This window comes from Cuspidothrix issatschenkoi CHARLIE-1 (assembly GCF_002934005.1).
In the GTDB taxonomy this organism is placed as follows: domain Bacteria; phylum Cyanobacteriota; class Cyanobacteriia; order Cyanobacteriales; family Nostocaceae; genus Cuspidothrix; species Cuspidothrix issatschenkoi.
This window is the reverse complement of sequence record NZ_PGEM01000179.1, coordinates 1-8,620: the sequence shown is the minus strand read 5'-3', so window position 1 is coordinate 8,620 and position 8,620 is coordinate 1. Positions and strand designations below refer to the sequence as shown.

Genomic DNA, 8,620 nt, shown 5'->3' with positions numbered 1-8,620 from the left:
TGACAGCTAAGGGTGCGGAATGTGGGCTACAAATCCACAAATCACGGAATATGGAATATCATTCCCGAAGCATGTCGAAGACATACCACGGAGGACAGGACACCGAGAAATAGGAGTTGGTGAGATTTTTTGCGTAATTCCAGAAGTATTGAATCCTGCAATAAAACTTTACAATATTTGGGTAAAACCCAAGTAGAATCCCTTGTCTATTGAGAATAGAGTCATTAACTGCTCAAATTTGGTATCATCAATCTTACCTTCCGCACCCCCCAGTGTCACAATCGGTTATTTTCCATCTTTATCCTTTGCCTCAAGATTACTAGGTGGAATTTGTTCAATAGGAATTAGTCCTTCAATTACAGTCTTAACAATTGGTGCAGCAACAGTAGAACCATAGGCATTTTCTCCTTTTGGTTCATCTACAACTGCAAACACTACATAACGAGGAGATTCAACGGGAAAAATAGCGACAAAACTGGTAATTCTTGCACCTTTCATATATCCACCATTAGGACTAGCTTTTTGGGATGTTCCTGTTTTGCCACCAATTCGATATCCTGAAATTCTTGATGCTTTTCCAGTCCCTTGACTTACGACTGTTTCCATCATTTGGACTACCTTTTGGGTGGTTGTGGCGGAGAAAATTTGCAGAGGTTTAGGGGGAGTAACTGAATAGTGCATACCTCCTTGGCTGTCAATGAGTCCTCGCACTACATGAGGAGTAACTAATTTACCACCATTAGCTAATGCTCCGTGGAGTTGTACCAGTTGTAATGGAGTTAGGGAAAAACCTTGGCCAAAAGATGCGGTAGCTGGTTCAATGGCTGAAAAAATAAATTCTTTTTGGCTTTTTAATTGACCTGTAACGGCAAAAGGCAAATCTGTTGCTAATTTTTGTTCTAATCCTAAACGCTGTAACCAGTTGTAGTACAGGGATGGTTTTAATCGTTGAATGATTCTTACCATGCCAATGTTGCTGGAAGTTTCTAAAATTTCTGAAATAGTTAGTCGTCTATAACCAGTTATTTCAGCATTTTTGATAGTATGTGTACCGATTTTAATAGAACCAGGATCTTCAAATGTATCCTCTGGTTGAATTACGCCATTTTCCAGAGCGATCGCCACATTTATCGGTTTAAAAGTTGATCCCGGTTCATACAAATCAGCTACAGCCCAATTTTTAAACAAAGAAATATCAGATTTACCATATTCATTGGGGTTATAGGTAGGTTGAGACACCAAGGCCAACAAAGAACCATCAACCGCATCCATAACAATTACAGCGCCACGTTTAGCACTAAATTTGGTCATCTGCTCTTTTAAAGCCGTGCGAGCGATTCTTTGTACACGGTTATCAATAGTCAATTGCAGTTTAAGATCATCAGAATTAAGAAATCCTTGGGGTGCATAATCTGGCATCAAAGACCCATTACCCGAACGACTCATCCTTACCGTTGGTCCAAAACGTTCTAATAACTTTTCTTGACTATATTCCACACCAGCTTGGCCACGACGGTCAAGATTGACATAACCCACCACATCCGCCACCAAATCACCTTGGGGATAAAAGCGAGAGTATTTTTGGACAAATTCCAAACCATTTAATCGTAGTGAGATCAGCTTATCAGCAATTTCTTCTGATATCCCACCAGCCAATAAAATACTACTTCTTTTACTTTGGAAAGTTTTCACCAAATCAGCCTTTTCTTTACCAAGAATTGGCCCTATTTTTTCTGCTATTTTCTGTGGAGATTCATCAAATAATTTCGGATGTGTATATAGGTTATAGACAGGACGATCAATAGCCAAAGTATTATCAGCCCGATCTGTCATCGGACGACGTGGGATATAAGGACGTAAATTCACCATTTGCTGATTTCGCGCCCTCTGAGCCAACTTTTTTCCATCCAGAATTTGTAGCTGATATAATTTACATCCTAATCCCACCATAGCAATTATTAACACGCTCCATACTATTAACAGGCGTAATTTAATGTTTCCTCGTTCTGCTATGATTTTCGGATCAAGATTTCCCGGTTGTGTGGTTGTAGAAAACTTGCGTTCTCGTCTAAATTCCAAATTGCGTAAATTTCCGAATCTTGTTTTACTTGATGACTTCGCCATGAGAGGGAATTACTGATTGGTAATTGGGAAAAAAACATTCTCCTCTGCTTCCGGTCGGTGAGCGACTTCTAGTGAGCTTGCGATGCCCTGATCTAGTCGAAGGGTCGAAGTAAGCCGAACTGTTGCTCCCCTACTCCCCTAATATCCCAATGGTGCTGAGGACTCCTGTGAAGTTTGGGGTTGAGACTCAGAAAATGAAGAACTAGAATTGTGATTAGATGATGCAGGTGGCAGGAAAATTGTCCTCTCAGCCTTTGGATATATCAGTCCTGTCTCCGGTGTTTCTGCTTCCTCTGCCATCTTGCTAGTCAGTGTAGCATTGGCAGTATTTAGCTGTCGCTCACGACGTTGTAAACTTTGTAATTTGCGGTAAGACTCACTCCAAAGCTCTTGGGAATATACAGTCCAGCCATAAACCATTAATGTTGCTACTACTAATAAAAAGGCAAAAACTGACGAATATCGATTAATTTTATACAGATTTAGCAACCATATAGGCAGATTACCCGTATTAGCCATCATCGGTATACTTTGACTTGATTCTCCATGGGAATAACTGCTGGGAGTTTTCGCAGTGTTTGAGCTTGCAGTGCGGGTGATTCTGTTATTTCTCCTAGCAGCGAAAAAATTTATCCAACTATAGCGATGATTGGTTGATCTATTTGGTATTACTTCCCCGTCCAGTTGGGAGGAACTTTGGGTTTTTCTAGGCCAATTCCGAGAACGCCGCCGATTGAATAATAAAGGAGAGTTGGGTCGAAACCAACTTTTTTTGGTGGAAACTGCTGATTTGCGTTCAACAACCATAATTTAACTGATGGTAAATACCGTATCTTCCATGATGATGAGATATTTTCTCAAGTTACATATCTAAATCAAGAATTGAAGCCATTGTAACCTTTAAAAAGGTGAAATCATCACATCTTTATGCTACATATAAAATACATAAGTGTTACAAGAAGAAATGAGTCGAAATATATAATCAAAAAATCGTTAAAAAAATGAAGAAATAAGGTATCTTATTCAACAGGCAAAAAATTTTACGCCCACAATTGGTGAAAGAGGAGTTATGAAGACAAAAGTTATTGGTTTAGCTTTAATGTTAAGTTTGGCGACTATGTTGGGTGCTTGTGAAGGTGGCGGCGAACCCGCAGCAACCACATCTCCTGCAGCAACCACAGGTGGTGAACCAGCAGATACAGGTGCTGCTACACCTGCGGCAACAGAATCTCCTGAAGCAACTGCTACCGCAGCCCCTACATCAACCCCCTAGATGGGTTAATAAACATCTCTCTTCATCTGTGGTGAGCATCTTTAGGACTTACACAACTGCCATATTTAGTAGGTTAGTCAGAAATCAAAAATCTGTTGAGTGACAGGACTTGTAGAGTATGGCTGAGATTACAAAAGATATTTAAGGTGACATTTGTGTAAATCCGGGTCTTTACAAACTATGTAATACAAAAATCTACCAAAAGTGGAGAAAATTTGTAGATCAGGTATCAAGATGCAACCACCTCATGATGTTCAGTTGGGTTAAAAACAGGAAAATTCATCAAGTTCTACCACTGGGCTAGATCCAATTCTTGCCCAGTTCAAGTTCTTTTTGTTATTTTTGTCAATAACCTAAGTCATGGTAATCTATGTTGTTACTGCAATTTAGTACATCCCATTATTGTCGGAAAGCCAGGTTGGCATTGGGTTATAAGGGTATTAGTTATCAGATAGAAAACCTCACTCCGGGGCTGCATACTCTCAGAGTCAAGCCTTTAACTGGGTTAAGCACATTGCCTGTGCTTTTACCACAAATTGCAGGACAACCCCAAGCTATAGGTGACTCAAGCCAAATTTTTCACTTTCTAGAAAGTTATCAACCTGAACCTGCTTTATTTTTACCCAATCCAGAACAGCAAAATCAAGCCATGATGTTAGAAGATTGGTTAGATGAAAGTATCGGAACAGCTACGAGATTTGTCTATTATCAATTTCGGGCTGGTGAAGGTAAAGCAATTGATCCCTCACCATTTAGCCAAATGGTAATTCAGGTGGTGAGAAAACAATATGGTATTAATGATACTACCGTAAAATTAGCGCAAACAAGGCTTGGCAATGCTTTGTTAGTATTATCTACCTACTGGCAAAAAAGAGATTATTTAGTTGGCGATCGCTTGAGTATCGCCGATATCGCTGCTGCCGCTTTATTGAGTCCTTTAGCACTGATTCCTGAATATCTTCAGGAATATCCCCAGATTTTTGAACGAATTATTAATATTCATCAGCTATGTGCTGAACCATTGCCACCAGGACTCTAGCACCGCAAGGCGGAAATCAAAAGTCAAAAGTCAAAAATAATATGGCGTAAGCTTTTTAGTGATTGAGAATGGTTGTTTTATTTACGCCGTGCTGTACTAGAAATTAAAAATTAGCAATGAAAAATTAAAAATATAGGAGTCAAAACTCCTAGTAAAATTAATCAAATACATACAGCGGATTGCAAGTCAATGAGGTACAAACAGAAAACCAAAACTCAAACAACAAAAGGATTTCACCTCTTGCCTCCTGCCTTCTGCCTCCTGCCTTCTGGTGCATTCCTGATTATTTTAGGCGTTACGACCAGTATTTTAGTAGGATTAAGTGGTTTTATTGGTAAAGCAGTGATGGCATTACCACCAATAGATGATATCCCAGAGGAGATATTGCGAACTGAAATTATTTTAGAAGCGCGATCGCCTATAGACGGCAAAAAGCTAACCGCCGCCGAATATGCCCAATTGCAAACACAGATGCAAACCAATCCCCCACCACGCCTGAACCCTAAAATCCGAGACCAAATATTTTTACTCCAACTACGGAAAGTATTATTACAAATTTTCCCTTTTTTAAATATTTAACAACATTTGTACCACTGACAAATGACCACTGAGAAAAATCTGTACACATTCTGATGTAGGATAACGGTGGCGATAAAAATGCAAATAAATGTAAAGAATATAAATAGATATTACAAAAGTTGATTTAGTTAATCACCATATATCACATAGGTAGCTTCATGTCCATAACCACGGTCGCCCCTGAACAGGTTAATCGCATCGTTTGGAATCAACATCATGATCCGTTTGAAATCCTGGGTTCTCATCTCATAGAGCAAAATGGTAAAACTGTCTGGGCTGTGCGAGCCTACCTACCAAATGCTAGTGCTGCTTATGTAGTAGTTCCAGAGGAACGAAAAGAATATCCCATGGATACAGTACATAATCCCCACTTTTTTGAATGTACAATTGAAGCTGCTGAGAGCAAAAACTATCAGTTACGCATCAAAGAAGGGGAGCATGAAAGAGTGATTTATGATCCTTATGCTTTCCGTTCTGCCCACCTAACCGAATTTGATCTACATTTATTTAGTGAAGGCAACCATCACCGCATTTACGAGAAATTAGGAGCGCACCCCACAGAGGTAGATGGTGTTAAAGGGGTTTATTTTGCCGTTTGGGCTCCCAATGCCAGAAACGTTTCCTTATTGGGAGATTTTAACCTGTGGGATGGACGCAAACACCAGATGCGGAAAGGACACACAGGGGTTTGGGAATTATTTATTCCTGAAATCGGTGTAGGTGAACATTACAAATACGAAATCAAAAATTTTGAAGGACATATTTACGAAAAATCAGATCCCTACGGTTTCCAACAAGAACCACGGCCAAAAACCGCATCTATTGTCACTGACTTAAATTCCTACACCTGGAATGACGAAGACTGGATGGAAAAACGGCGGCACACTGATCCCCTCACCCAACCTGTCTCTGTTTACGAAGTCCATTTAGGCTCTTGGTTACACGCTGCTAGTGCCGAACCTGCCAAATTACCCAATGGAGAGACGGAAGCTGTCGTTGTCGTTTCCGAACTCAAAACCGGCGCACGCTTTCTAACTTACCGGGAACTAGCAGATAAACTCATTCCCTACGTTAAGAAATTAGGATATACCCATTTAGAACTCTTACCAATTGCGGAACATCCCTTTGATGGTTCTTGGGGTTATCAAGTAACAGGTTACTATGCCCCTACATCTCGCTTTGGTACACCCGAAGACTTCATGTACTTTGTGGATGAATGCCATAAAAACGGTATTGGGGTAATTGTAGATTGGGTTCCTGGTCACTTCCCCAAAGATGGACATGGTTTAGCCTTCTTCGATGGTAGTCACTTGTATGAACACGCTGACCCCCGGAAAGGTGAACATAAGGAATGGGGGACTTTAGTATTTAACTACAATCGCCATGAAGTCCGTAATTTCTTGGTAGCTAATGCCCTGTTCTGGTTTGATAAATACCACATTGACGGCATCCGTGTTGATGCGGTCGCTTCCATGATTTACCTTGACTACTGCCGCAAACCAGGAGAATGGGTAGCTAACGAATACGGTGGTCGAGAAAATTTAGAAGCAGCCAATTTTTTACGTCAAGTTAATAGTTTGTTATTTAGCTATTTTCCCGGTGCGCTTTCCATTGCGGAAGAGTCTACATCTTGGCCTATGGTATCTTGGCCTACCTATACAGGCGGATTGGGCTTTAATTTAAAGTGGAATATGGGCTGGATGCACGATATGCTGGACTACTTCAGCATGGACCCCTGGTTTCGCCAATTCCATCAAAACAACATCACCTTCAGTATGTGGTATAACCACAGCGAAAACTTCATGTTAGCTCTATCCCATGATGAAATTGTGCATGGTAAGAGTAATATGATCGGCAAAATGCCGGGTGATGAATGGCAGAAGTTGGCTAATGTACGCTGTTTGTTTACCTATATGTTCGCTCACCCTGGCAAGAAAACCATGTTTATGAGCATGGAATTTGGCCAATGGAGTGAATGGAACGTTTGGGCTGATTTGGAGTGGCATCTATTACAGTATGAACCACACCAACGGTTAAAAGACTTTTTCCAGTCTCTTAATCATATTTATCGTTCTGAACCCGCTTTATACACTCAGGATTTCGATCAAGCGGGTTTTGAATGGATTGACTGCACTGATAACCGCCATAGTGTAGTTTCCTTTGTCCGTCGTGATAAAGATTCTGATCAGTTTATTGTTGTGGTTTGTAACTTTACTCCTCAACCCCATTCTCACTATCGTATCGGTGTGCCAGAAAAGGGCTTTTATACTGAGTTATTCAATAGTGATGCTCGTCAGTATGGCGGTAGTAATATGGGCAATTTAGGTGGTAAGTGGACTGATGATTGGTCTTTGCATAATCGTCCTTATTCCTTAGATTTGTGTTTACCTCCTTTGGGCGTGTTGATGCTCAAGTTAGATAGACAAAAATCTGCACAGGTGATGGAATAATACTGTAGGGTGGGCAATGCTCACCTTATATTGTTTTTATGACAGGACTTACGCAAAACATCAAGTAGGGGTAATTCATGAATTATCTTTTGATTACTTCGTGCGTAAGTTCTATATGATTTAGAGGGGAGGGTCATTCAATAGCTGCTGTGTTGAGTTGACAAGTTTATTATGAGTCTGACGTTGTTGTTTGACACTGGTTAAAGTCTGAATAATGGGATTTAAACAACGTTTTGCATCTTCATATCCCCGTTGTTTGAGTTCGGTAATACGTTCATAACTGAAGTCTAACCAACTATCAATTAAACCGATAATTTATAATTATTGTTTTCGTGTTGGAGTAATTAAACTCAATATGTATACGACAATTCCAACAAATCCTAATTCGTTCTTTAGCCATTTCCAGAGTTGTCTACGATTACGAATATTTTGCAAATCCTGTAGGTAATTCTCAAAATTTTGCACAGCAATCATTTGTTGTTTAGTAGATAATAACTCCTCTTGTAAATTTCTTAGTTCTAAACGAGTATTTTGTGTTTCTTTTTTTACATGATTTACATTATCTAAAAGCGAATTGAGTTCTTGTAAAAATGTTTCGCTAACACCAATTTCTTCAAGTTGTTTTGGTATCTTTTTTAAATTGTTTAAACGCTGCTCAATTGCTTTTACTTCTTGCAAGTGATTAGATGTTCTATCCTGAGTTCTTTTAACAGTTTCTTGTGCTTTCAAAAGTTCTTCACAACTGCCGTCAATTCTAGCAATTAGCGTATTAACTTCATTGACTTTTTTGATTTGTTGGAGAGTATTTTCTGCTCTTTCTATAGACTCATGAATAACTTCAGCTAGTTTCTCAAGGTCTTGAGCAATTTGTAGGTCTGTAGGTCTATTTGGATTCATAACTTATTTATACTCCTTAATTTTATTGATAGCAGCATGACAAAGCAAAGATACTAACGAACCATCTTGCTTTATAATTTCTTTTCTAAATGGATAATCTTCAGGAATACTAATTCCTATTTTCATTCGCACTCGCGCAGCTTCATATATAAGTTGTTTTCTCTCAAGTTCATTGGCAATTTCTGATATTATACGGTTACATTCTTGAGGATCTATTTTCTGCAATAGAGATGCTTCTTTAACCCACATTCCGCACCC

8 protein-coding genes are annotated in these 8,620 nt (G+C 39.5%); 4 read left to right on the top strand and 4 right to left on the bottom strand.

Annotated elements, in window-relative coordinates:
• Positions 1-285: 285 nt before the first annotated feature.
• Together CUN59_RS19310 and CUN59_RS19305 are read right to left on the bottom strand one after the other, a co-directional pair.
• The gene (locus CUN59_RS19310; RefSeq protein ID WP_104389360.1) at positions 286-2,124 is read right to left on the bottom strand and encodes a peptidoglycan D,D-transpeptidase FtsI family protein; all 1,839 of its coding nucleotides are present in this window, start codon (positions 2,122-2,124) and stop codon (positions 286-288) included.
• Between the two features lie 138 nt (positions 2,125-2,262).
• Positions 2,263-2,931: a hypothetical protein gene (locus tag CUN59_RS19305; protein WP_104389359.1), complete on the bottom strand. Its 669-nt coding sequence runs from the start codon at positions 2,929-2,931 to the stop codon at positions 2,263-2,265.
• Positions 2,932-3,193: 262 nt separating this feature from the next.
• On the opposite strand from CUN59_RS19305, the gene CUN59_RS19300 reads away from it, so the two are divergent.
• The 4 genes from CUN59_RS19300 (at position 3,194) to glgB (ending at position 7,465) form a co-directional block, all read left to right on the top strand.
• On the top strand, positions 3,194-3,397 hold the full coding sequence (locus tag CUN59_RS19300; RefSeq protein ID WP_104389358.1) for a hypothetical protein: 204 nt from the start codon (positions 3,194-3,196) through the stop codon (positions 3,395-3,397).
• A gap of 370 nt (positions 3,398-3,767) precedes the next feature.
• Positions 3,768-4,436, top strand: coding sequence for a glutathione S-transferase family protein (locus CUN59_RS19295; protein WP_104389357.1), 669 nt, complete (start codon positions 3,768-3,770; stop codon positions 4,434-4,436).
• Between the two features lie 189 nt (positions 4,437-4,625).
• Complete coding sequence (locus CUN59_RS19290) at positions 4,626-5,015, top strand: hypothetical protein (protein WP_243406997.1); 390 nt, start codon at positions 4,626-4,628, stop codon at positions 5,013-5,015.
• A 158-nt stretch (positions 5,016-5,173) separates the two neighbouring features.
• Entirely contained in the window at positions 5,174-7,465 is a 2,292-nt protein-coding gene (gene glgB, locus CUN59_RS19285) for a 1,4-alpha-glucan branching enzyme (protein WP_104389356.1), read from the top strand.
• A gap of 321 nt (positions 7,466-7,786) precedes the next feature.
• Here the strand turns inward: glgB and CUN59_RS19275 are convergent, their stop codons facing one another.
• On the bottom strand, positions 7,787-8,362 hold the full coding sequence (locus CUN59_RS19275) for an AAA family ATPase (RefSeq protein ID WP_104389355.1): 576 nt from the start codon (positions 8,360-8,362) through the stop codon (positions 7,787-7,789).
• Between the two features lie 3 nt (positions 8,363-8,365).
• A partial coding sequence (locus tag CUN59_RS19270; RefSeq protein WP_207765451.1) for a hypothetical protein occupies positions 8,366-8,620 on the bottom strand: 255 nt, incomplete at its 5' end.

Bases quoted from the DNA above. Each gene is read 5' to 3' on its own strand.
- CUN59_RS19310 (WP_104389360.1), bottom strand. From the start codon at position 2,124: ATGGCGAAGTCATCAAGTAAAACAAGATTCGGAAATTTACGCAATTTG.
- CUN59_RS19305 (WP_104389359.1), bottom strand. From the start codon at position 2,931: ATGGTTGTTGAACGCAAATCAGCAGTTTCCACCAAAAAAAGTTGGTTT.
- CUN59_RS19300 (WP_104389358.1), top strand. From the start codon at position 3,194: ATGAAGACAAAAGTTATTGGTTTAGCTTTAATGTTAAGTTTGGCGACT.
- CUN59_RS19295 (WP_104389357.1), top strand. From the start codon at position 3,768: ATGTTGTTACTGCAATTTAGTACATCCCATTATTGTCGGAAAGCCAGG.
- CUN59_RS19290 (WP_243406997.1), top strand. From the start codon at position 4,626: ATGAGGTACAAACAGAAAACCAAAACTCAAACAACAAAAGGATTTCAC.
- glgB (WP_104389356.1), top strand. From the start codon at position 5,174: ATGTCCATAACCACGGTCGCCCCTGAACAGGTTAATCGCATCGTTTGG.
- CUN59_RS19275 (WP_104389355.1), bottom strand. From the start codon at position 8,362: ATGAATCCAAATAGACCTACAGACCTACAAATTGCTCAAGACCTTGAG.